The organism is Pseudodesulfovibrio thermohalotolerans (genome assembly GCF_021353295.2).
Taxonomy (GTDB): domain Bacteria; phylum Desulfobacterota; class Desulfovibrionia; order Desulfovibrionales; family Desulfovibrionaceae; genus Pseudodesulfovibrio; species Pseudodesulfovibrio thermohalotolerans.
In genome coordinates, this window is record NZ_CP120635.1 from 2,724,552 (window position 1) to 2,749,472 (window position 24,921).

At 62.0% G+C, this 24,921-nt stretch carries 14 protein-coding genes; 4 read left to right on the forward strand and 10 right to left on the reverse strand.

Features of this window, described 5'->3' with window-relative positions; genetic code table 11:
- Nucleotides 1-209: 209 nt before the first annotated feature.
- Complete coding sequence (locus tag LF599_RS12890) at nucleotides 210-3,560, forward strand: response regulator (RefSeq protein WP_279521065.1); 3,351 nt, start codon at nucleotides 210-212, stop codon at nucleotides 3,558-3,560.
- Between the two features lie 4 nt (nucleotides 3,561-3,564).
- Here the strand turns inward: LF599_RS12890 and LF599_RS12895 are convergent, their stop codons facing one another.
- From LF599_RS12895 to LF599_RS12910, 4 genes are all read right to left on the reverse strand, one after another.
- Complete coding sequence (locus LF599_RS12895) at nucleotides 3,565-4,467, reverse strand: Lcl C-terminal domain-containing protein (protein ID WP_279521066.1); 903 nt, start codon at nucleotides 4,465-4,467, stop codon at nucleotides 3,565-3,567.
- Nucleotides 4,464-5,822 (reverse strand): dihydrolipoyl dehydrogenase family protein, encoded by a 1,359-nt coding sequence (locus LF599_RS12900; RefSeq protein WP_279521067.1) that lies wholly within the window; start codon nucleotides 5,820-5,822, stop codon nucleotides 4,464-4,466. Before LF599_RS12900 ends, LF599_RS12895 begins: the two co-directional genes overlap by 4 nt.
- Nucleotides 5,823-5,970: 148 nt before the next feature.
- Nucleotides 5,971-6,582, reverse strand: coding sequence for an SET domain-containing protein (locus LF599_RS12905; RefSeq protein ID WP_279521068.1), 612 nt, complete (start codon nucleotides 6,580-6,582; stop codon nucleotides 5,971-5,973).
- Nucleotides 6,583-6,592: 10 nt separating this feature from the next.
- Entirely contained in the window at nucleotides 6,593-8,590 is a 1,998-nt protein-coding gene (locus LF599_RS12910; protein WP_279521069.1) for a GNAT family N-acetyltransferase, read from the reverse strand.
- Nucleotides 8,591-9,312: 722 nt separating this feature from the next.
- Here LF599_RS12910 and LF599_RS12915 point away from each other — a divergent pair.
- On the forward strand, nucleotides 9,313-13,674 hold the full coding sequence (locus LF599_RS12915) for a VCBS domain-containing protein (RefSeq protein ID WP_279521070.1): 4,362 nt from the start codon (nucleotides 9,313-9,315) through the stop codon (nucleotides 13,672-13,674).
- A gap of 103 nt (nucleotides 13,675-13,777) precedes the next feature.
- On the opposite strand, the gene LF599_RS12920 is transcribed toward LF599_RS12915, so the two are convergent.
- The 5 genes from LF599_RS12920 to LF599_RS12940 all read right to left on the reverse strand — a co-directional run bounded on the left by LF599_RS12920 (nucleotide 13,778) and on the right by LF599_RS12940 (nucleotide 19,490).
- Nucleotides 13,778-15,391 (reverse strand): aldehyde dehydrogenase family protein, encoded by a 1,614-nt coding sequence (locus LF599_RS12920; protein WP_279521071.1) that lies wholly within the window; start codon nucleotides 15,389-15,391, stop codon nucleotides 13,778-13,780.
- Nucleotides 15,392-15,511: 120 nt separating this feature from the next.
- Nucleotides 15,512-15,976 carry a Cys-tRNA(Pro) deacylase gene (gene ybaK, locus LF599_RS12925; RefSeq protein ID WP_279521072.1) on the reverse strand — a complete coding sequence of 155 codons (465 nt, stop codon included), beginning with the start codon at nucleotides 15,974-15,976 and terminating at the stop codon, nucleotides 15,512-15,514.
- 60 nt (nucleotides 15,977-16,036) lie between these two features.
- Nucleotides 16,037-17,608 carry an MDR family MFS transporter gene (locus LF599_RS12930; RefSeq protein ID WP_269942102.1) on the reverse strand — a complete coding sequence of 524 codons (1,572 nt, stop codon included), beginning with the start codon at nucleotides 17,606-17,608 and terminating at the stop codon, nucleotides 16,037-16,039.
- A 2-nt stretch (nucleotides 17,609-17,610) separates the two neighbouring features.
- Nucleotides 17,611-18,846: an HlyD family secretion protein gene (locus LF599_RS12935; protein ID WP_279521073.1), complete on the reverse strand. Its 1,236-nt coding sequence runs from the start codon at nucleotides 18,844-18,846 to the stop codon at nucleotides 17,611-17,613.
- 74 nt (nucleotides 18,847-18,920) lie between these two features.
- A complete protein-coding gene (locus LF599_RS12940) occupies nucleotides 18,921-19,490 on the reverse strand; it encodes a TetR/AcrR family transcriptional regulator (RefSeq protein ID WP_279521074.1) in 570 nt (189 codons plus the stop codon).
- A gap of 267 nt (nucleotides 19,491-19,757) precedes the next feature.
- Here LF599_RS12940 and LF599_RS12945 point away from each other — a divergent pair, with 267 nt between their 5' ends.
- Entirely contained in the window at nucleotides 19,758-21,170 is a 1,413-nt protein-coding gene (locus tag LF599_RS12945) for a sensor histidine kinase (protein WP_279521075.1), read from the forward strand.
- The gene (locus LF599_RS12950) at nucleotides 21,167-22,498 is read left to right on the forward strand and encodes a sigma-54-dependent transcriptional regulator (protein WP_279521076.1); all 1,332 of its coding nucleotides are present in this window, start codon (nucleotides 21,167-21,169) and stop codon (nucleotides 22,496-22,498) included. The genes LF599_RS12945 and LF599_RS12950 overlap by 4 nt, the downstream gene beginning before the upstream one ends.
- Here LF599_RS12950 and LF599_RS12955 read toward each other — a convergent pair.
- Nucleotides 22,476-24,545 (reverse strand): S16 family serine protease, encoded by a 2,070-nt coding sequence (locus LF599_RS12955; RefSeq protein WP_279521077.1) that lies wholly within the window; start codon nucleotides 24,543-24,545, stop codon nucleotides 22,476-22,478. The genes LF599_RS12950 and LF599_RS12955 overlap by 23 nt on opposite strands.
- Between the last annotated feature and the right edge of the window lie 376 nt (nucleotides 24,546-24,921).

The window sequence follows — 24,921 nt, forward strand, 5'->3', positions numbered from 1 at the left end:
CACAGCAACCTGTCTGCGATCTTCACGATTTGAACATGCACAGGCAATTATAATTGAACCAAATACGACATGAATCCTTATATAACGTCAACAATGCAAATCTGTTGCGGCAAACAAGAAAAAGCTGCGATTATAATACGCGACGGGTAGAATCTCTGATATTGTAATTCCAAACAGAAACAATAGGACTCAACGCGGAAACGAGCCCCATGCTGAAGCACTTCTCCGACACCTCGCTGGCCCTTCGCAGTTTTGTGGGGACTGTCCTCTTCCTGACCTTGCTGTCCGGGACAGGTCTTTATTTCCTGTACAGACAGGAAGCGAACTCCATCGAAAAATCCCTCAAGCTGAACGAATCCATCCACAACAAAATGGTCGCCCAGAGCATCAACCTGGACCTCAAGGCCCTGTTCATAGACCTCTACCTTGTGGCCAATCACGTGGAGACCAAGCGTTTCCTGCAATTCCGGGACAACAACACGCGCCACGACCTCGAAACCGAACTTCTGACCCTGAGTTCCATTAGCAAGGCCTACGATCAATTACGGCTTCTGGACAACGACGGCATGGAGCTGATCCGGGTCAACTACAACAACGGGAACCCCGCGCCGGTTCCTCCAAGCGAGCTTCAAAACAAATCGAAACGTTATTATTTTCTTGAATCGCTGCCCCTTAAAAACGGTGAGATATACGTATCCCGATTCGATCTGAACATCGAAAACGGGAAAATCGAACTGCCGCTTAAACCCATGATACGGGTATCCACCCCTGTCTACGACGACACCGGATGCCGCATCGGCATCGCCATCCTCAACTACCTCGGCCAACGGATCATAGATCGCCTCGACAACGGCAAGGACCCCCTGGACAGCACGACCATCCTCCTCAACGAAGACGGTTACTGGCTGGCCTCGCCGCAGCCGGAAAAGAACTGGGCCTTCATGTACGACAAGCGGAAGGACATCTGTTTCAGCGCGGAACACCCCCGGACCTGGGCCAAAATAAAAGCCTTGACCAACGGCCAGTTCACCTCCCCGGAAGGCATCTTCACGGTGAGCACCATCAGTGTCGTCCCCAAGACCGACTCCGAGGTCAGGGTGACCCGCTCCCACCAATGGAAAGTCGTCTGCCTCACTTCGGCCGACGTAATCCGGAGCAGCGTCAAGCCAGTTCTTCGCCACTACACGGTCATCTTCTGCGTCATTCTGCTAATGTCCGTTTTCATCGGCCTGACCCGGGCACGTTTCATCGCGGCCCGCGAACGCAATGCCAAAGAACTTGAGGCCGCCAGGCTCGCGGCGGAAGAAGCGAACCGGGCCAAAAGCGACTTTCTCGCCCGCATGAGCCATGAAATCCGCACGCCCATGAACGCCGTCATCGGCCTGACCCATCTCGCCCTGCGGACAGACCTGACGGCAAAGCAGTCGGACTACCTGTCCAAAATATCCTTGTCGGCCAACACCCTGCTCGGAATCATCAACGATATCCTGGACTTCTCCAAGATAGAGGCGGGCAGACTGACCGTTGAGGAGACGGACTTTCTTCTGGACGACGTGTTCAACAACATCATCAATATGCTCGGTTTGTCGGCGGAACAAAAGGGCATCGAATTTCTGCTCATGGTCCGCAGCACGGTGCCCAACCGGCTCAGGGGCGACGCCCTTCGGCTCGGGCAGGTGCTGCTCAACCTGACCAACAACGCCATCAAGTTCACGGACAAGGGCGAAGTCATCCTCCAGGCCGAGCTTCTGGAACAGGACGGGCACAAGGCCGTCATCCGGTTCAGCGTCCGGGACACGGGCATCGGCATCAGCCCTGAGCATATGGAAGGACTGTTCAAACCGTTCAGCCAGGCCGACGGCTCCATATCCAGGGAATTCGGCGGGACCGGCCTCGGGCTGTCCATCAGCAAACGGCTGGTGGAAATGATGGACGGCGATATGGTCGTGACCAGCGAGCCGGGCAAGGGCAGCGAATTTGCCTGCACGATCCCCTTCAAGCTGCAACCCGACCACGCGCGCGAATCCTTCGAATATCCATCGGAAATCAAGGGGTTGCGAGTTCTGGTGGTGGACGACAGCAAGATGTCGCGCATGGTCCTGTGCAAGATTCTTGAATCGTTCACCTTCAAGGTAAACGAGGCGTCCTGCGCAACCGACGCCCTGACCGCGATCGAAAAATGGGACAAGATCGACCCCATCAAGCTGGTCATCACGGACTGGAACATGCCGGACATGGACGGCATCAAACTGTCCCGGCACATCCGCCTGAACACGACCATAACACGCAAGCCCAAGATCATCATGCTCACGGCCTACGGCCAGGAATCCATCCGCCACCGGGCCGAGACGGCCGGCATAGACGGATTCATGCTCAAGCCGTTCAACCGCTCGATCCTGTTCGACACCATCATGGAAGTCCTCAGCGACCATGACGGGAGCACGCCCAAGCGTCCTCCCCGCCCCGATCAGACCGGAGTGCCCGCCAATCTGCTCGGAACACACATCCTCCTGGTCGAGGACAACGAAATCAACCAGCAGGTGGCCCGGGAGATTCTAGAAAGCGCGAACATCAAGGTGGCCATCGCCAACAACGGCGAGGAGGCTGCGGAAATGGCCCTGTCCCAGGACTACGACGCGGTGCTCATGGATATCCAGATGCCGGTCATGGACGGGTTCCAGGCCGTCAAGGCCATTCGCGAGGGAGGCAAAACATCCCTGCCGATCATCGCCATGACCGCTCACGCCCTGGTGGGCGACCGGGAGAAGAGCCTCCAGGCAGGCATGAACGATCACGTGACCAAGCCCATCGACCCGGACGAGCTGATGCGGACCCTGTCCCAATGGCTGCCGGAACGAGAAGGCGAATCGCCTCCGCAGGCCGACTACGCACCGCCGTCCTCCTACACTTCGGATGACCTGCCGCGGATTCCCGGCCTGAACATGCATCGTGCCATTTCAAGACTGCGGGGTAACGCCAAGCTCTACCGAAAGCTGCTCATGGACTTCGCCCAGGACAGCGACGGCCTGTTGCGAAAACTGCTGGACCACAACGAGGCCGAGAGATTCGAGGAGTGCCGCGCCGTGGCACACAACCTCAAAGGCGTGGCAGGCAACATCGGAGCCGACCGGCTGCATTCCCTGCTGACGGAACTTGAGCAGGCCCTGGACCTCGGCGGAAACGACCGGCCATTTCTCCTGGAAGAGACGACCCGCGAACTGCGTCAGGTGACAAGAGGCATCAAGGAGACGCTTCGGCCCCCGGAAGAGCCGGAGCTGTCGAACGGCGACATGAACAGAATCGAGCCCGACGGACTCCAGAACATGCTGCCCGAGCTCGCCGAACTGCTCACCCTGCTCGACCGGCATGACATCGATGCCCAGAAACAATTCCGCGCCATACGGGAACGGTTGACGACCTGCGCCCCGGCCTATGCCCGCGAGCTGGCCAGGCTCATCGACCAGTTCGATTTCACCACGGCGGGCGAAGGGCTGCGCGATCTGATGGCGCATTGTCGGGACGGCGCGTGCACGGACGAAACGCTATCCGGCGGGGAGTAGGGAATCAGGCCGTGCGTACGGCCCAGACGTGAAACTCTGCGCGCGCCTTGAACCCCACGCCCACAGCGCCCTTGTGCATGTAGCAACAAAATGACCACTCCGGATCGTACCCGCTGTCCGTGGACGACCAGTAGGCTTCGCGCACGTTCTTGAAGGGATGTCCCGCAGGCAGGGCCGGATCGGCCCGCGAACAATCGGTCAGCGACTCCAGTTCCATGATGGCGGGCAGCCGCCAGGGCTGTCCGGTCCGTTCGGCCAACCCGGCCACGACCCGCCCGGCCGTATCCCGATCCACCATTCCCCCGGCCAGATCGGCCCGTCTTTGCCAGACAAGGCCGGTCAGCCGATCCTGAATATCGCCGCCGTCTTCGCCGAACCTCGGTTCGGGCCAGACGCGCCCCATGCGTAACGCTCCGTCCTGGCCGGTCCCGGCACAGTCCACGGAAGTCCCGTTCACGTCGTGGCAGTCGCGCTGTCCGGTGGCCCACAAGGACGTCGACGTTCCCCGCACGGGCCAGACGACCGCATCGTCCGCCTTGCGCCCGAAGAACATCCGTCCGCCGCTGAACTGCACCCACCAGGCATAGGCGTGATCCCTGGCCGACGTGGTGGATGTCCAGCACCGGCCCGCCCAGACCCGTTCGAAGGGATGGCCCGACGGCAGGGCCGGTTCGCGCTCGGCGTGGTCCACCAGGGAATACAGCTCGCGCCGGTTGGGCAACCGCCAGTCCGAATACCCGAACAGGTTCTCGCGGTTCATGGTTTCGATGAACCCGAACGCCTCGGGCCAGGACAGCCCGGTCTCGGAGGGCTGGGCTATCCGGGGCCAGACCAGGCCGGTGACGTTGTCCGCGACCACATCACCCTTCACTGTGAACCTTGCAGGCGGCGTATCGGCGCGCGTCATCCCAGCATGTACCTCACCGCATAGCCGAAGGAGGGATAGGCCCACGGCTGGGCCAGTAGGTCATCGCGGGTCAGGCCATGACGAATGGCCATGCCGAAGATGTTGGCCACCTCTTCGGCGTGCGCGCCAAGATAATGCGCCCCGAGGATGCGGCCCGTTCCCCGCTCCACCAGGACGCGGTAGCCGGCGTGGTCCATGCCCAGCCGTTGATGCTCGGACCACTTGGCGGCGTCGCCCTCGTATATCTTGAACTCCAGTCCCTGGTCGCGCGCCTGTTCCTCCAGCAATCCGGCGCAGGCAAGGGTCGGATGGGTGAAGACGGCTCCGGCGGTTCCGGACAGGTCCGATTTGACCGAGCCCTCCTTCAGGATGTTGCCGACCACGGTCTCGGCCTGCAACGCGGCCACCGGAGTCAGGGGATGGCCGGGCTCCACGCAATCACCCGCGGCGTAAACCAGCGGATTGGAGGGGCTGCGCATGTACTCGTCCACAACGATGCCGCCCCTGACCGTCTCAACGTCCGCCTTGTCCAGGTCGAGACCTTCCAAATCGGGCACACGGCCAGTGCCCGAAACGGCCGAAGCCGCCACGAACGACATCTCCACGTCGTCCGGGCCGGAAACGATCACGCGCACGCCGTCCTCGAACGGCTCAACGGCCTTGACGGGATGGTCCACGTGTACGGCGACGCCCTGGTCGCGCATGGCCTTTATCAGCTTGCGGCTCAACACATCGTCGAAGCCCTTGAGCACCCTGCGGCTGCGGTGCAAAATGGTCGCCTTGCCCCCGGCCGCTGCGGCGATGCAGGCAAATTCAAAGGAAATAAACCCGCCGCCGATGAAGAGCATGGATTCGGGCAGCGTCTCCAAATCCAGGAACTGGTCGCTGGTCAACAGCAGTTCCTCGCCGGGAATGCCGAGTTTGCGGGGCGCCGCTCCGGTCGCCACGACAATGTGCCGGGCCGAAAGCCTGCCGAGCCCCTCCACTTCCACGGAGTCCGGTCCGGTGAACCGGGCCTCGCCATGGACCGTGGTAACGCCTCGGCCGTGAAAGGAGTCGAAGACCATGCCGGAGATGGGATCGATGACCGAATGCTTGAAGCTCATGAGCGAAGGCCAATCCACGCGCACGTTCCCTATCACGCCGTGAGCGGCCTTCTCCCGCACCCGAAGAATTTCGTGGGCCGTGTCGGCCAGGGTCTTCTTGGGCTCGCACCCACGCAACGGGCACGCCCCACCCCAACCGTCCTTCTCCACCACGGCCACATCGAGCCCGGCGTCGCCGAGCTTGCGGGCAACGATGCCCCCTGCCGGGCCGGAACCGATTACTATCACATCATACGTCTGCTTGGTCACTGGTCTGCTCCAGGTTGATTTCCTAAATAAAGGCCCGCCTAAGCGGACCCGTTCCTCCCCATCCTCGCATATTCGCCCGGAATGTAAAGGGCGGGGCGCTCCCATCCGGAAACATCCCGCCCGAAACAAAAAAACGGGACTGGACCAGCTAGCCGACTTGAACGCACGCGGGTTCGGCCCGCCATTTCAGGTTGCGCACCGATGAATAGGCGGCCCTGCCCGACAGAAACTCGTCCAGCCGCAACCGCGCCTCCCCCAGCAAAAGGGAAAGCAGGGGCTGGTCCACACGCGGGATGCGGACAAGGCTTTCGCGGATGCGCGCGTCCCAGCAATCGCAGTACACGTCGATGTCGTCCAGGCGCAGACGCTTGCGGCAGTCTTCGCAGCCGCAGCAGATCGCATAAGGCTCCTGCACGTTGAGCAGGCCGTACTCGGTGGTCAGCTCCTCGCCCGCGTCGATATCGCGCACCGCGATCTCCAAACCGTAATCGGTCATCATGGTGGACGGATGGCAGTTGTGGTTCATGTAGCGGGCGTGGTCCCAGCTCAGGACCAGATTGCCGCACTTGTCATGATACATGTAGGTTTCCATGGCCGCGCGCAACGAGGCGGGCATACCGAAAAACGCTTTGCGGTCGAGACAAAGATCGAACCTGTCGCGGACCACCACCACGGTTCCCCTGGGGATGGGCATGGTGGCAAACACACCGACGCCGATGGCCGGGTCCCCGGACTGGACCCTGGTATGGGGATGGATCACGTATTCCTCTTTAATAGATGTAGCGCACCTGATGCCGCTCGGCCTCGATGCGGTTGTAGATGGAACGCATGATGCGCCCGTAAAGCTCGTCGCCCAGGATAATATCCTCGATGTCCGCGTCCACGTTTGGATTGTCGTTGACCTCGATGACGCAGGCCTTGCCGCCCATGTCCTTGAGATCGACGCCGTACAGACCGTTTCCGATGAGGGAAGAAGCCTGGACCGCCGCCTTGAGGATATGAGGCGGGACCTTGTCCACGGGCACGGCCTCGGACCGGCCGCTGAAATCCTCGCCCTGCCCCGGCTCCTGCCAGTTGTAGATCTGCCAATGGTTGTTGGCCATGAAATACTTGCAGGCGAAGAGAGGCTTGTTGTCCAAAAGTCCCACGCGCCAGTCGTACGCCGAGACCAGAAACTCCTGGGCGATGACCAAATCCGTGTGCCGGAACATTTCGGCCAGCTTGGCCTCCAGCTCCTCCATGGTGGACACCCGGAACACGCCCAGGGAAAAAGAACTCTCGGGCAATTTCAAAACCAGGGGCAGAGGCAGGGAGCGTAGAAACTCGGGCTTGCACTCCTTGCGCGTCAGATGCCAGCCGCGCGGCTGGGCGACGCCCGCGTGGGCCAGCCGCTCCTGGAGGTAGACCTTGTTGGAGCAGAGCATGATGGACCAGGGGTCGTCCACCACCACCAGTCCCTCGGTGTAGGCGTGCCGGGACATGGCGTAGGTGTGGTTGTCCATGGCCGTGGTCTCCCGGATGAACAGGGCATCGAACTCGCAGATGCGCCGGTGATCCGCCTTGGTGATGAACTCGACGAAAAATCCCACCCGCTCGGCGGCCTTGCGGAATTTCTCCAGAGCAATGGCGTTGGACGGGGGCGTAGGCTCCGCCGTGTCCACCAGAATGGCAAGGTCGTACTGGTAGTTCTTGAGCTTTGGCCTGTTGTACCGCTTCTTCAGACAGAACGCGTCGAGCGCACTGCGAAGAAGCGCGGGATGCCGCTTCGCCACCTGGCGAAGGTGCAGGAGCTTGACCTTGCGGAACTTCCAGCCGTCCTCACGCCCTTCCATGGTGATGGTGAAAAACGGGATGGCGAACAGGGAAAAGAGCTTGCGGGCCAGTTCCGCCCGGCATGGGTCCGGGGTGCGTCCAAGGATGATGGTCAGCTCCAGAAGTTCCCCTTTGCCCGGGAGCTGCCTGGAATTGATGGTGTCCTTGAGCTCGTCGAGCAGGCTTTGGGCAACCATAGGCGTGGTCACGTCCTTCACTGTCATGACAGAAGGAGTCACACGATGATTGCGGGCCGAAGCCAGCAGAGAGACGTAATAGCCCATGGAATGCGTCTTGTACGAGGAACACAGGTTCAGAACGTGAAACCTGTTGGAGTCCGCGTAGTTGGTGTCGACGAGATAATCCGTGGCCGAACAGAATTGCACTCCGGGACAGCAATCCCGCATTCTGCCCGGCTCCTCAACCACGATGACCACGCTCTCGGGCGCCCCCTGCCTGCCCGAAGGCGACAGGACCATGCGCACGGCGGGTTCCCCCGGTCCGTAGTAATCCGACAGGGTGCGCACCGGCTCGAAGCCGAACTTGCGGTACCAATTGACCAGTTTGGGGTTGTTCATGTCCGCTTCGAGGGAAACGCGCTCATACCCGTGGCTGACGGCAAACTCCACGACATGCCGGACCAGGGACTCGCCAAGGCCATGCATACGGTGCTCCCTGAGAATGGCCAGTGAATAGATGCGCAGGGAGCGCTTGTACTGAAAGACCACGGCGCATCCGGCCGGAACCGGCTTCCGACGTTTGGCCTTGCCCTCGATGACCAGGGCCAACTGTGACGGGCTTGTGATGCTGCGGCGCAGGCTGGCCCGCGAACTTCGCCGGTTCTCGTTGAACCCGGTGCGCTCGCAGGCCTCGAATAAGGGAAGGTCGTCCAATGTCGCGGCGCGAACGGACGAGGAAGAAAAGGAGACGGCTGGCGTCTCGCACGCAAGGCTCATGAAGCCTCCCGATGTTGCAGGCCACCCGGGCCGCGATCTCACGCCCGAGAATGCTCCTCCAATATACCTGCTTTCAGGGCTGGTAAATAGAAAAAACGAGGGTTCCGCGACGCCCTTTTCCGAGCCGAAACACGGCTTGCGCAGGCAATGCCAACACACCAAAAACAATAAGAAAAATGTGGACATTGCAAGAGACGCACCGCCCCTCCGCCCGCCCGCATCCGCGCCCCTGTCCCCCCGCCGCAAACGCGATTCGCCGCCGCCTCCCGCCGCCATCTGAAGACGAAAAAACGCAACTGTAATGAAACGACGAAAAATGGCGGTTTTCGACGGAAACAAGACTTTGTTTCGTGTTTAGCTCCTTATCCTGAAAAAAAATCATTTTTTATGTGACCAGCCAAAAAATCCACCATTTCAAGTTGATAATAATTACTACACGCTCATTTACCCATATTAAAAAACTCCTTCCCCAAAATTAATTTTCCCCACCACACTGTGCAAAACACGGACAATTCCACACCTAATTGGTCAAGATTGTGTTTTTTCAATCCCCAGGGAGAACAAGCCGGACATCAGGCTGACGGTATTTTTTTCCACAAGTAAACACATTGAATTTACGATATATATTTATGTAACGAAAACAGTATTGAACCCGTATATGTAAGTGGCCCCAAACGATAGGGGGCAACGCAACTGGATTTCATACCTCTAAAGGAGAAATTATGACCGACACCAGCATCGTACAGACCCAAGTGATTAATGCTTCACTTCCCGGTGCCGGCCAAACCTCGTCGTATCAACTTACGGCGAACTCATTGGTACGGTTCGACTTCGACCTCGCGGAAGCCGAGTTCATCGGAAACGGCAACAACCTGGAAATCACCGTTGAAGGCGGCGGCAGGGTGGTCCTCATGGATTATCTGCCGTTGGCCGTGGCAGGCGCGCTACCCATGATGGAAATGCTCGACGGCCAGCAAGTGGAAAGCGGAATGTATCTTTTCGCTTTCGAAAGCGATCGGCCCTTGACGGAAGCCGACATGGAAACCGCCGCAGGCGATGCCGCTTCAAGTTCGGGCGCGGGCGAATACAACGACGATCCCGGCAGCCTGTTCGCCGGACTGGACGCCCTCGGCCCCCAAGGCGACGCATATGGCTCGCACCTCTTCCCGTCCATCGATCCGCCGAACATGGACCTGCCGGAAGCGGGCCTGATTTCCCCGGTCGCCGTTTCCGACGTCAACGAGGTTGTGGAAAGCGGCACGAACCGTGACAGAAACAACGAAGAGCCGGGACGGCCCGAAACGGCTTCCGGAAATCTGCTCCTCAACGACTACGACGATGACGACATAGATTACCCGGAGACCAATGGCGCCCAGACCGATCTGTCGGTCGGCACCATCGATTTCCCCGGCACGGACTTCACCGGCAACAATCCCGGCCCGGCCGAGGTTACCGACGCCGGAACCCAGGTTCACGGCCTGTACGGCACGTTGACCGTCTTCAGCGACGGCTCTTATGATTATGTATTGGACGAGACCCTGGCCGATCCTCTGCGACAGGGGCAGGAAGTCCAGGAGCAATTCAGCTACACCGCCGTTGATCCCGACGGCAACCAGAGCAACACCGCCACCCTGACCATCACCATCACCGGGACCAACGACGCCCCGGACGCCTTTGACGACACCTCCGACAACGTCGTCGAACAGGGCGGCGCGGTCGCGGGCATCGCCTCGGTTTCCGGAAATGTCCTGCACAACGACTCCGATGTGGACAACGTGGGCTACGAGGATCTCGATCCGTCCTACGCGGACCTTATCCCGACCGACCCGGACGGTCTCATCGAGCTGAGCGTGACCAGCATCTACAGCTACGGCACCCATCAGTATGAGGACACTCCGAGCGGCGGCGGCAACTTCACGGTCGAGGGAGCCTACGGCACCCTGACCATCAACGCCGACGGCTCCTACGAGTACACCCTGGACCAGACCAAGGCCGATCCGCTTAACATCGGCGACAACCCGGTGGAATACTTCGGCTACTCCATGTGGGACGGTGAAAAGTACGGATATGCCTACCTGCACATCCCGGTGATCGGCTCAAACGACAGCCCGGTGGCGACAGCAGACTCCGGCGCCTTTACCGAGGCCGTTGACGATGCGCTTCCGGCCGATTTGACCGGCAACGTGCTGGACAACGACACGGACGTGGACAACGCTGACCACGGCGACGCGGGCGCGCCCGAGCTGACCGTGGCCTCGGTCGCCTATTCCGGCGAAGGCACCCCGCCCGATCGGGCCAGCGACCTGTACGAGGCGGACCACGTCATCGAGGGCGAGTACGGAACCCTGTACCTGAACAATGACGGCTCCTACCACTACGTGGAGGACAAGAGCGCGACCGACCCGATGAACAGCGGCGATCCGGACGTGACCGACGTGTTCACCTACGTGGTCTCCGACAACCAGCCCGGCGGCGCGCTGACCGGCTCGGCAACCCTGACCATCACCATCTCAGGGGCCAACGACTCGCCCGTGGCCATCGTGGACCACAACGCCTTTACCGAGGCCGTTGACGATGCGGCCCCGGCAGACGTGACCGGCAACGTGCTGGCCAACGACACGGACGTGGACAACGCGGACCACGGCGACGCGGGCGCGCCCGAGCTGACCGTGGCCTCGATCGCCTATTCCGGCGAAGGCACCCCGCCCGATCGGACCAGCGACCTGTACGAGGCGGACCACGTCATCGAGGGCGAGTACGGAACCCTGTACCTGAACAACGACGGCTCCTACCACTACGTGGAGGACAAGAGCGCGACCGACCCGATGAACAGCGGCGACCCGGACGTGACCGACGTGTTCACCTACGTGGTCTCCGACAACCAGCCCGGCGGCGCGCTGACCGGCTCGGCAACCCTGACCATCACCATCTCAGGGGCCAACGACTCGCCCGTGGCCACCGTGGACCACAACACGTTCACCGAGGCCGTTGACGATGCGCTTCCGGCCGATTTGACCGGCAACGTGCTGGACAACGACACGGACGTGGACAACGCTGACCACGGCGACGCGGGCGCGCCCGAGCTGACCGTGGCCTCGGTCGCCTATTCCGGCGAAGGCACCCCGCCCGATCGGGCCAGCGACCTGTACGAGGCGGACCACGTCATCGAGGGCGAGTACGGAACCCTGTACCTGAACAATGACGGCTCCTACCACTACGTGGAGGACAAGAGCGCGACCGACCCGATGAACAGCGGCGATCCGGACGTGACCGACGTGTTCACCTACGTGGTCTCCGACAACCAGCCCGGCGGCGCGCTGACCGGCTCGGCAACCCTGACCATCACCATCTCAGGGGCCAACGACTCGCCCGTGGCCATCGTGGACCACAACGCCTTTACCGAGGCCGTTGACGATGCGGCCCCGGCAGACGTGACCGGCAACGTGCTGGCCAACGACACGGACGTGGACAACGCGGACCACGGCGACGCGGGCGCGCCCGAGCTGACCGTGGCCTCGGTCGCCTATTCCGGCGAAGGCACCCCGCCCGATCGGGCCAGCGACCTGTACGAGGCGGACCACGTCATCGAGGGCGAGTACGGCACCCTGTACCTGAACGATGACGGCTCCTACCACTACGTGGAGGACAAGAGCGCGACCGACCCGATGAACAGCGGCGACCCGGACGTGACCGACGTGTTCACCTACGTGGTCTCCGACAACCAGCCCGGCGGCGCGCTGACCGACTCGGCAACCCTGACCATCACCATCTCAGGGGCCAACGACTCGCCCGTGGCCATCCATGACGGCTCGCACGAAATATTCATCACGAATACCGTGGAAACCGTCATCGACGACTGGAGCGGCGTATCCGGATCGGTCTATTACGGCCCCGGCTACATCATGACCGCGGAGGCATTCGATACCGAGGGCAACCCGATCGACGACGTCCAGTTCAACACCTGGGGCAACAACCAGCACCTGGGCATCTACACCAACGGCACGAGCGACGACCGCAGGGTCGACGATCAGGACGGCACCGAGCAGATCACCTTCGAGTTCGACGAGCCCAAGGAGTCGTTCAGCATCGAGTTCATCGCCCAGGGCAACAACCAGGTCAACGCCTGGGTCTACCCCTTGGGCGGCGGCGAGCCGGTACTGTTCACCAACGTGGGCAACGCGGTGTACATCACCCCCGGCTTCGATTTCGACACCATTGTCTTTATCCCGAACGGTTCGTTCGGCATGGAGAGCCTGACCACCGTGACCGGCGGCGAGAACACCATCACCGGCACCGCGGAAGGCAACGTGCTCGCCAACGACCACGACGTGGACAATGTGGACTTCGACGACGCGGCGGCAGGCGGCGATATGCACCTCATGGAGCTCTCCGTATCCGCCATCGACTCCAGCAACATGCCGGACAACTCGTCGAGCACGGGCTCAGATCTGAACGGCAACTACCACCTCATCGACGGCGAGTTCGGCTCGCTGAAGATCTACGAGACCGGCCAATGGTCGTACGCCCCGCACGAAGAAGTGGATGGCGATGGCGGCTGGCAGAACCTTGACCACAGCGCGATCGACATCTTCCAGTACACCGTGTCCGACGTCCATGGCGGCACCAATACCGCCTACATCGAGGTCTCCCTGAACGTGAACACCACCGTAGTCATGGGCGGGGGCGGCATCCTGCCCGGCTTTCTAGGCGGGACGCACGGCAACGACGTGCTCTTCCCGGCGGACGGCGACACCGTTACCTCCGGGTCCGGCAACGACGCCATCGTCATCGACCCGCTCTATCTGGGCGACGACCACGCCGTGGTGAACATCACGGACTTCAGCGACAACGACCGCCTGATGCTCGGCAACATGGAAGGCACGACCGTCGATATCCTCTCGAACACCGAAGATGTCAGCCTGATATTCTCTGACGTCGACGGAAACGAGTACATCACGGTCAACCTGGTCGGGGTCTCCCCGGTGCATGACGCGGTGAACGAAGTGGTGGACATCACGACGAGCGACGACCTGAACGCGCTCATCCAGACCATCATCGACTCCGGCAACGACAGCATGATCTAGCCGTACCGGGCCGGATGGTCCGACGGAAAACGCAAAAAAGAGAGGCTTGGAGGGAACCCCTTCCAAGCCTCTCCCCTTTTCGAGGGTGTCGAAACCGCTCCAGCTACGCGGATAAATCCGCGCTCAGGAAATTGGACTTGTGATTGCTGGCGATATCCGAAAGCAGGGACTTGTTGCGCGGGGTATCCTTGGCCGCCACCAGGGTGCGGATGGAAAAGCTGTTCAAGGCGTCATCCACGGACAGGGTGCCCTCGGCCGAGTCCTTGCGCCCGGAGAAGGGAAATATGTCCGGTCCGCGCTGGCACAGGCTATTGACGTTCACCCGGCAGACCTGGTTGACCATGGGGTCCACCAACGAGGCAACCTCGGCCGCATCGTCGCTGAAAATGGACATCTGTTGGCCGTAGCTGGACTCGACGATGTAGCGGACCGGGGTTTCCACGTCGCGAAACGGCACGATGGGCACAACCGGGCCGAACTGCTCCTCGTGATAGACGCGCATATCGCTGTTCACGGGATACAGCACGGTCGGGTGGAACAGGGAGCGGTCCGCCTCTCCGCCGCCGGGGTTGACGACCTTTGCGCCGTGAGCCACGGCGTCCCCGACCAGTTCGGACAGATACTCGATCTTGCCCGGTTCGGGCAGCGGCGTGATGCGAACGCCCTCCTCCCACGGCATCCCCACAGGCATCTTCGCGACCCCTTTGTTGAACCGCCGGATGAACTCGTCGACCACGTTCTCGTGAACAAAGAGAATCTTGAGAGCCGTGCACCGCTGGCCGCTGAAGGCGAGACTTCCGGACACGGCCTCGGACACGGCCAGATCCATGTCCGCCGACTCCATGACCACGGCGGCGTTCTTGGCTCCCAGGCCGAGAATGCAGCGCAGCCGGTTGGGACTGGGATGGATCATGCGCAAGGCTTTGGCCGCCTTGCTCGAACCGATGAATGCCAGAACGTTTATCGCCCCGGATTCAAGAATCGGCCTGACGAGATGGCGGCCGCCGAAGACCAGATTGATTACGCCTGCGGGAAAACAATCGCGAAATGCCTTCAAGAGCGGAATGAAAAAGAGCCTGCCGCGGCGCGGAGCCTTGATGATCGCCGGATTACCCATGAGCAGGGCCGGAATAAGCGTGGCGAAGGTCTCGTTCAGGGGATAGTTGTACGGCCCCATGCACAGGGTCGGCCCGAGCGGCGCGCGGCGAATCTGAGCGTAAATACCGGACTCCTCGACGAATCGCGACGAGGCCCGGTCCAGCTCTCTGAGCGCGTCGATGGTGTCGTGGATGTACTCCACGGTCCGGTCGAACTCCACGAGGCATTCCCTGTACGGCTTGCCGATCTCCCAGAGCATGAGGCGGGCGATCTCGTCGCGCGCCTCGATCATGCGGCGGGTAAGCTCCTCCACGTGCCCTATGCGATCGGCCACGCCCATGGTCGGCCACAGCCCCATGCCGTTGTCCCATGCAGCCAGGGTCGAGGCCACGGCGGCGGCTCCGGCCGCCTCGTCCATCACGGGGCAGGAACCCAGATGTTTGGGGGTGTACACTCCGTCGACGGCGGTTTCGATGACGGAATCGACGCGCTCCATCTCGCCGTCCCATTGCATGATCCGACCGTCGAGAAGGTATGGGGCCGTCTCCAGTGGGACGTCGAAGCGAAACGGTTCGGGGATGTCCGATTCTTCGGGAAATAACGTGCTGGATGTGCTCATGGCGTCTCTGGTTCCAGGTTTGCCGGAACACCATATCATGTCCGGGCGGACACAATAGAAAAGGAGGCCCGGGAAGACAACCGCTTTTTGCCCGGAGAACCGGGCCGGCCCGACATGGGCCTAGCGGGCGATGGGAGCGAAGGCCCCGCCGGTAAGACCGGCCAGGTCTGCGGGGGAAAGCTCGATGTCGAGGCCCCTTCTACCGCCGCTGACGAAGATGGTTTCACACGCCTCGGCCGAGGCGTCGATGACCGTGGCCAGGCGCTTCTTCTGGCCGAGCGGACTGACGCCGCCGACCACATAGCCCGTGGTCCGCTCCACCACCTTGACCTCGGCCATGGCCGCCTTCTTGGCGTGCAGGGCCTTGGCGGCGGCCTTGAGATCAAGCTTAAGCAGAACCGGGACCACGGCCACGGCGAGCCGCCCGCCGGCGTCCACCACCAGGGTCTTGAAAACCCGCTCGGAGGCCACGCCCAATTTTTCCGCGGCCTCCTCGCCGAAAGACGGCGCGGCCGGGTCGTGTTCGTATTCGTGGACCGTGTACTGTATCTTGGCCTTCTTGGCCGCGTTGATTGCCGGTGTCATGAGGGGTTACCTATCGAAAGCGCCCGGCTCATGCAAGGGCTGAGACGCGCGAAAAGCCGTCTACCGTCCGCCGCCCGTGAGCGTCCGAATGGCCGTCCGGCCGGGCAGGAAAAAGACCATGGGCACCAGCACGAAGAATAGGCAGCCGAAGACGAACGAGATGTCGTTGTAGGCCAGCATGGTGGCCTGGCGCAGGACCTGCTTTTCAAGCAATGCGAGGGCCAGTTGCGTGGCCTGGACCGCCCCGACGCCCTTGGCAACCAGGGCATGGACCGACTGGGCCAGATAATCCTGGGTGGTGCGGCTCAACTCGCTAATGTGATCGGCCAGATGAACGCGGTGGACGGCCACGCCCCGGTCCAGGAGCACGGCGGCCAGGCTGTAGCCGATATTGCCGCCCACCCGGCGGGTCAAAGTGTAGATGCTCGACGCATCCGTCATCATGCTCCGGTCAACGGAAATCAGGGACACGGTGGAAAGCGGCACGAACATGAACGGCATACCAATGCCCATGACGACCAAAGGCGGAATGATATCCAGAAACCCGGCCGTGGTGCTGAGCTGCATCAACTCGTAATAGGAAAATACGATCACGGCGAGCCCTCCCATCACCAGAGGCTTGGCCCCGACCCGCTGGAAGGCCCACCCGGCCAAAGGCATGCACAAAAGCAGACACACGGCGCGCGGGGCCAGGACCAAGCCGGACTCGAAGGCCGGATAGCCGAGGATATTCTGGGTGAATTGGGGGAGCACGAAGGTGGTGCCGAACAACGAGATGCCGAAGACCAGCCCCATGACCGAGCCCAACACCAGATTGCGGTCCTTGAGCACCCGGAAGTTGACCACAGGCTCCGGGCTGCGCAGTTCCCAGACGACCAGCAAGGCCAGAGTGACCAGCGTGGCGGCGGTCCACCAGACAATCAGCGGGGACTGGAACCATTGCTCGTCATTGCCCCGCTCCAGAACCACCTGCATTCCGGTCAGACAGACCGTCAGCAACCCGATGCCGAGCCAGTCGACCGACTGGATGCCGCGCCGCAGGTACGGCGGATCGTGAATGAAACGCGCTGTCAGGAACATGCCCAGAACGCAGACCGGCACGTTGATGTAGAATATCCACGGCCAGCCCCAGGCATCGGTCAGCCAACCGCCGAAGATCGGCCCCAACGCCGGGGCCAGAACCACGCCCATGCCGTACAGGGCCATGGCCATGCCCTGCTGGGACGGCGGGAAGGTCTCGCGCAGGATAGCCTGTGACACCGGGATAAGCGCCCCGCCGCCAATGCCCTGAATGATTCGGTAGACGATCATCTGGGAGAAGGTCGTGGCCGTGCCGCACAGGATGGAGCCCGCTGTAAACAGGGCGAAGGAGGCCAGATAGTAGGTTTTGCGGCCGATGAGCGCGCTCCACCAGCCGGACATGGTGACCATGATGATCTCGGCGATGGAATAGCTGGTCGCCACCCAGGTGATAGCCGAAATATCCGAGCCGAAGCTGCCCATCATGTGCGGCATGGACACGTTGACCACGCTGGTGTCCATAACCGCCATAAACGCGCCGAACACGGCCGTGAACGCGATGGTCCACCGCTCGGCCGGAGACATTTCCTCCGGATTCTTGAACATGCTCATGGCTACTGCATCGCGGTTTCGCGGGCCCGTTCAGCACCGTCAGACCCGTGAACGCCGTCCCAATGGGCCACGTTCACGCTGGGAACCACGGACATGCCCGGGACGAGCAGCCGTCCGGCCTCCCCGTTGGGCCTGTCCAGGACGATCTTCACCGGCACCCGCTGGACCACCTTGATGAAGTTGCCGCTGGCGTTCTCGGGCGGCAGCAGGGTGAAACGCGACCCCGTACCCCGCTGGATGGATTCCACATGTCCCTCGAAGGCCACACCGGGATAGGCGTCCACCTCGATGTCCACGGCCTGGCCGGGACGCATCGACGCAATCTGGGTTTCCTTGAAATTGGCCACCACCCAGACGTCCCGCCCGACCAGCGACAAAAGCTTTTGGCCCACCTGCACGTAAGCTCCCGGCTCCACCGCCTTCTTGGTGACGTGACCGGCGCACGGGGCGGTGATCCGGGTATAGGAGAGATTCAGCCGGGCCTGACAGACCTCGGCCTCGGCTTCCCGGGCGTCGGCCGTGTGTTTCTCGACCACAGCCAACGCCTGGCGAAGCCCGTCCTCGGCGGCCTGGGCCGCAGCCTCGGCCTGACGAATCCGGGCCGACCGGGTATCGATATTCTTTTCGGCGGACAGAAGCTTGGCCCGTGACACGGCGGCCTGGGCGCGGGCGTGGTCGTATTCCTGGCGGCTGATCGCGCCCGCCTCGACCATTTCGCCCATGCGCTTGAAATCGCTCTCGTCGCGGGTGTTGCCCGCGGCGTATTCCTCCACACCGGCCCGAGCCTGGGCCAGAGACGCCCTGTCCGAGGACAGGGCCGCGTTGCGCTGGTCCATCAGGGAGCGGGCGGCCGCGACCTCGGCCTCGGCCTCCTCCTTGGCCGCGTCTGCGGCTTGCTTCCGCGCCAGGGCGATGTCCAGGGCAACCCTGAAGGTGCGCGGATCCACCTCGACCAACAGGTCCCCCTTCTCCACCCACTGATTGTCGTGCACCGGCACCCGCGCCACATGCCCGGCCACGCGCGGACTCATGGAAACGACATGGGCCTCCACAAAAGCGTCATCCGTGGACTCGTGCGACATGATCCGCAAATACATGGGATAGCCCAAGACCATCCCCAACGCCACAACCGCAGGGACCAGAATAAACAGAACCTTTCGGGAAGCAGCTCCCCGAAACCGACAGATCAATTTCCTCGGCCCGGCAGGGGCCTTGCCGTTACTATTTTCGTGACTCATGGATTTCCCTCAAAATTCATGGCGTATTGCATTCTTGCGGTATCCCGGGCGACCGGGCGACATCCGCCGCTTATTCATTCCTTCACGCCGAGGCCGCGCAGGACGAACTGCTCGGCGTGAAGACACACTTCCTCCGGGTCCGCGCCCGTAGGAGCGAACAGGCAGACCGCCCGGACCAGTCCGGAAACATACCGGGCCGTCATGGCGGGGCCCTCGTCGCGAAACTGCCCACTCTCGACGCCGCACCGGACGACATCCTCCAGCAGCGTCCACAGCTCGGCCCGTTTGCGCTTCCACTGCTCGGTCACCGGGCAGGTAATCACGGGCCCCATGAGTTCCAAGTGCAGGGAACGGGCGAAACAGTGCTCGGCCAGGATGCGGATCACCCCGGCGAGCGCTCTGTCGGGCGGGAGGTCGCTCCCGTCCAGAAACCGCTTCATGGTCTCGACCAACGTGGAGAACTCTTTGAAAAGGACCGCGAAATATAGGTCGTCCTTGCTCTTGAAATACAGATACAGAGTCCCCTTGCCCACCGCAGCCACGCGCGCGACGTCGCTCAGGAGCACCTTGTGAAAGGGCTGCCTGGAAAACAGCTCGGCCGCCGTATCCAGAATGCGCTGTTCCTTATCGCTGTCTTTTTTCATGGGAAGACCTTCCGTTGTCTTGCGGGGTGCCGGGAAAAGTCCGGTCCCTGCGGCACCGCCGGGAAACCGCAGCAGAACTGACCGGTCAGTACCGCAACTTAGGGACTACGCGCCAATTAGTTGCACTGTCAACTACTGACCCTGAGTACTGCCTTTCCACATCGCCCGCCGTGCGCCTGTCCGTCCGGGGCCGCGCCCCGCTTGCCTTTTCGCGGCACGAAGCATATTCCTTATCCCATGCACACCATGCGGATGAAGGGACCTGGCATGGTCAGACCCAACCTCAGACAAACCATCATACTCGGCATCGCCATCTTCACTCTGGCATTCGGGACCATCGCCCTGCTTTCCCTGTCCACCTTGGACAGGCTCCAAGAGGCGGTCCTTCTGGTGGAGCGGGCCGACGACCTGCGCAATCTCATCCTGGAAATCCGGCGCGAGGAGAAAAACTTCTTTCTCTACCGGGACAACGACCTCTTTTCTGTGGGCCGCAAGAATCTCAACCTCGCCGGGACCATCCTCGACAAGCTGTCAGGCGGCATCGCCGCGCTCCACGGCGAACATCACGACGCCGAGCTGGAGCTGAATCTGGCGCGATACGGCGAGCTGCTCGTCGAACTCGACACAGCCCCGCCGGGAATCGGCGAAAACAGCCCGGAGGCACAGGCCCTGCGCGAAACCGGACAAAACCTGGTGAAGCATTCCAAGGCCATAGCCGAGCTGGAACGCGGCAACATCCTGGACATCAACCAGCGGCTGCGCATGACCCTGTTCATCTCCATGGCCGCCGTGGCCGTTGTGGTCCTGACCCTGGTTCTCTTCGTGTCCAAGGCCATCCTCGGGCCGCTTCGCCAGGTGCAGGAAGCCACGCGGCGCATCGCCAGGGGCAACTTCTCCCCTTTGGAGGTCCATGGGCATGGCGACGAGATTCAACAGGTCTTCGTGGCCCTCAACTCCATGGTGGAGGAACTCAAGAAACGCCAGACCCAACTGGTGCAGGCCCAGAAGCTCTCCTCCATCGGCACCCTCGCCTCGGGCATTGCCCACCAGCTCAACAATCCCCTGAATAACATCTCCACCTCGGTTCAGATTCTGGCCGAGGAGACCGGGGGCAAGGACCCCTTCGCGGACAAGATGATGCGCAACATCAGCCAGGAGACCCTGCGCGCCCGCGACATCGTCAAGGGGATGCTCGAATTTTCCCGGCACAAGGATTTCCACCCCGGCCCGTGCAATCTCAGCGACCTGCTCTGGAGCGCCGTGCGCCTGGTTTCAAGCCAGATCGGGGCGCACATCTCCGTGGACATCGACGTGCCGGACGACATGACGCTTTTCCTTGACCGACAGCGTTTCCAGGAAGCCCTGCTCAACCTCATCATCAACTCCGTACAGGCCATCGGCGACGCGGAAGGAACCATCCGCATCCGGGCCGCGCGAGAGCCGGGCCACAAGATCCTGACCATTTCCGATAACGGTCCGGGCATGGACCCGACGACCCTGCAACGTATCTTCGACCCGTTCTTCTCCACCAAGGAAGTGGGCCAGGGCACGGGCCTCGGCCTCTACATCGTCTACGGCATCATTGAAGAGCACCGAGGTTCCATCCGCGTGGACTCCGCACCGGGCAAGGGCACTTCGTTCATCATCACCCTGCCCCTTGAACCCGAGGAGACTGCATGACCGACGCGTCCATACTGGTGGTCGAGGACGAACGCATCGCGCGGGAAAACCTTACCCACGTCCTGACCGGAAGCGGCTATGACGTCACGGCCCTGGCTTCGGCCGAGGAAGCACTCCGAGAGATGGACAAAAAGGATTTCGACCTGGTCGTCACCGACCTGATGCTGCCGGGAATGGACGGCATCCGGCTGCTGGAGCTCATCCGCGCGCACCACTCCCCGACCACAGTCATCGTTGTCACGGGCCACGCCACCGTGGCCAACGCGGTCAAGGCCATGCAGAAGGGCGCCCACTCCTACATCGCCAAGCCCCTCAAGCTCGACGAGCTGCGATTGCAGGTGGAACGCGCTCTGAAACAGCATGCCCTGTCCCAGGAAGTCCTGCGGCTCAGGGAGATCGTCGCCGAGGGCAAACGCGACCTGCCCCTGGTGGGGCAAAGCGACATTTTCGTCCAGCTCAAGAAGGATGTCCGGCAGTTGGCCCAGATGAACTGCAACGTGCTCATCCAAGGCGAGACCGGCACCGGCAAGGAGCTGGTGGCGAGGGGCATCCACATGCTCTCCCCCCGCTCCCACGAACGGTTCATGGCCATCAACTGCGGCACCTTCACCGCCGAGCTTATGGACAAGGAACTATTCGGTCACGAGAAGGGAGCGTTCACAGGGGCCAACCGAAGCCAGAAGGGCATCCTCGAAGCAGCGGACGGCGGAACGGTATTTTTTGACGAGATAGGCGAGCTGCCCCTGAACATGCAGGTCAAGCTGCTCAGGGTGCTCCAGGAGCGCAACTTCCTGCGCGTGGGCGGCACCAGGGAAATTCCCGTGGACATCCGGGTCATCGCGGCCACCAACTGCGACCTGCACGAACTGGTGGAAAAGGGGGAGTTCCGGCAGGACCTCTACTACCGGCTGAACGTGGTCACCCTGTATGCCCCGCCGCTCAGGGAGCATCGCGAGGACATCCCGCTCCTGGTCGGCCATTTCCTGGAAAAGCACCGTCAACCGGGGCAGACCGTCAAGGCCATCGCCCAGGAAACCCTGGACATCCTCACGTCCTACCCATTCCCCGGCAACGTGCGCGAGCTGGAAAACGTCGTCCAGCGGGCACTGGCTCTCGGCCAGGGCGCGGTCTTCACCCCGGAGCTTTTGCCCGACGAAATCGCCGAAACCGAGGTCAAGGCGCCGCTTCCCACCCTGGAGGACATGGAAAAGGCCTGCATCAAAAAAGCGTTGGCCGCGTCGGCCGGAAACAAGACGCAGGCCGCGCGCGTCCTGGGCATCGACCGCGTTTCGCTGTGGCGCAAGATCAAGCGTTTCCGGCTGGAATAGCCGCTTCGCACAGGGCGATGGCCGCGGCCTCCTCCATGGTCGTCACGAACCGGATATCCAGCCCCTCGACCACCTCTTCCTCGACCGATCCCACCCTGGCCTCGCACCCCTGCGGCAGGATGACCACGGACATGCCCGCGCCGCGCGCGGCCATGAGCTTTTCGCGGATGCCGCCCACGGGCAGGACCTCGCCCAGCAGCGACAGCTCGCCGGTCGAGGCCACGTCCCGGCGCACGGCCCGCCCGGTGAGCAGGGAAATGAGCGCGAGGGTGATGGCCACGCCCGCCGACGGGCCTTCCTTGGAAATCGCGCCCGCCGGGATGTGCACGTGAATGTCCGAGGCCGCATAAAACTCCGGGTCGATGCCGAAGGTCTCGGCACGGCTGCGGCAAAAACTCAACGCGGTCCTGGCCGACTCGCGCAGGACCTCGCCCAGTGAGCCGGTCAGAATGAGCTGCTTGCTGCCCCGCATACGGGCCGCCTCCACGAAGATTATCTCGCCGCCGTCCTCGGTCCAGGCCAGGCTGGCGGCCAGTCCCACGCGGGGCGTGGTTCTGGCCGACGCGAAGGAGTGAGTCGGCGCGCCAAGAAGATCCTGAAGCATGGCTTCATCCACCGTGACCGCGTCCTCGCCCTCGATCAGAACGCGCTTGGCCAGCTTACGGCAGAGGGAGGCGATCTGCTGGCGCAAACCGCGCAGGCCGGATTCGCGGGCGTAGCCGGAAATCAGCCGGGCCGCTGTCGCGGCGGGAACGGTCACCAGCCTGTCATCCAGGCCGTGCTGATTCAGGAGTTCGGGAATGAGATGACGGGTTGCGATCTGCAACTTCTCGCCCGGCGTGTAGCTGGGGAACTCGATGATCTCCAGCCGGTCGCGCAACGGAGCCGGAAGCCGGTCCACACCGTTGGCCGTGCAAATGAAAAGGACATTGGAAAGATCGAAAGGCAGACCAAGGTAATGGTCCACAAAGGCCGTGTTCTGCTCTGCGTCGAGCATTTCGAGCAGGACGGAAACGGCATCGCCCTGAAAATCCCGAACCGCCTTGTCCACCTCATCGAGCAGGATCACCGGATTGCGGGTGCCCGCCTTGCGCAGCCCCTGAATGATCCGGCCCGGCATGGCTCCCACATAGGTCCGCCGGTGTCCGCGCAACTCGGCCTCGTCGCGCAGTCCGGCCAGGGAAAGATGAATGAACTTGCGGCCCAGGGCCTCGGCCACGGCCTTGCCGATGGAGGTCTTGCCCATGCCCGGAGGCCCCGTAAAGCAGAGCACGAAGCCGCGCAGATGCCTGGCCCGAAGGCTCTGCTCCCACAGTTCGGCCACGTACCGGCGCAGCGTGGTCAGATTGACCGGCTTGCCGAGATACTGGTCCGCGCCCTGGCGCATGGCGTCCACCGCGGTCTTCACCGTGGCGTAGCCCGTAATCATGACGACCTTGGTGTCCGGCCACCGCTTGCGCAGGACCTGGAGCAGTTCCATGCCGTCCATGCCGTCCATCTTGAGGTCCGAGACCACGATGTTGGCCGGTTCGCGCTCCATGGCGGCCACGGCCTCAAGCCCGTTGCCCACGGCCTCGACCTCGTAGCCGTCCGCCTTGAACACTATGGTCAGGTTTTCGCGGGCGATGACCTCGTCGTCCACGAGCAGAATGCGCGGATTGCGTCGGGCGCACAGGCTCTTGACCGCGAGGAATTCCAGGACGCGGTCCTTGACGCGATGCAATCCGTAATGGCGGGCATTGAGGATTTCTTCCGCCCGGACGATGTCCAGGTTGTCGCTGGTCGCCGTGTTCCACGGGAGCGACAGAATGACTTCAAGAAAATTCAGGCTGATGGAGTATTCGGGCGAAGCCGGGTCCAGACCGTCCATACGGTCGCACTCGGCCGTGGCGGCATCCAGAATCTCGGGTGGAAGCCCTGCGCCCTCCACCTGCTCGCGCAGGGGCTTATGCTCCGCTGGCGACGCGGAACGCGCCTCAAGGGGTTCCACCCTAACGGGCGTCTCCTCTGCGGGAGTGGAAGACCTTCGTTTGCCGAACCAGCCCATGACCGTTGCCTCCTGCTGAGGAGTTGAAAGGAAAGACGGTGCCCGCTCAGGCGTCGACGCCTTATGGTCTTATAATATTTACCTAACATGGTGAATCCGACTTGTTAAGGTTGCAATTTGCAACGCACCCTCAAATCTCGAAGACAAGCCCGGAAAGAATCTCTGCCCCCATCCGGCCAGGCCCTCCATGCGGCTGTCCGCCACGTCCGCCCCGTAATACACCCGCATAAAAAGGCGGAACAACGGGCTCGTCGCCCAGCATTTCCCCCTGACTTCGCCCCAAACCGGCGACCTGGGCACAGATACCGTTGCAAACTGCATCACCACCATGAAAACGGCTGTACCGCGCCATTTTGCTCCATCCGAAAGCCAATTC